Genomic DNA, 494 nt, shown 5'->3' on the forward strand with positions numbered 1-494 from the left:
GACTATGTGAAGAACATGATCACCGGTGCTGCGCAGATGGACGGCGCGATCCTGGTTGTTTCGGCCGCTGACGGCCCGATGCCGCAGACCCGTGAGCACATCCTGCTCGCCCGTCAGGTTGGCGTTCCGGCAATCGTTGTGTTCCTGAACAAGTGCGACCAGGTTGACGACGCAGAACTGCTCGAACTGGTTGAACTGGAAGTGCGCGAACTTCTGTCGAAGTACGACTTCCCAGGCGATGAAACCCCGATCGTCAAGGGCTCGGCTCTTGCTGCTCTGGAAGATTCGTCGAAGGAACTGGGCGAAGACGCTGTTCGCGCTCTGATGGCCGCTGTTGACGACTACATTCCGACCCCGGAACGTCCGATCGACCAGCCGTTCCTGATGCCGATCGAAGACGTGTTCTCGATCTCGGGTCGTGGTACGGTTGTGACGGGTCGCGTTGAGCGCGGTATCGTCAAGGTTGGTGAAGAAGTTGAAATCGTCGGCATCAA

At 58.3% G+C, this 494-nt stretch carries 1 protein-coding gene; it reads left to right on the plus strand.

What is annotated here, in order from left to right; genetic code table 11:
- A partial coding sequence (locus HWX93_RS22730) for a GTP-binding protein (RefSeq protein ID WP_235969199.1) occupies nt 1-494 on the plus strand: 494 nt, incomplete at both ends.

Source organism: Brucella tritici (assembly GCF_902825325.1).
GTDB lineage: Bacteria > Pseudomonadota > Alphaproteobacteria > Rhizobiales > Rhizobiaceae > Brucella.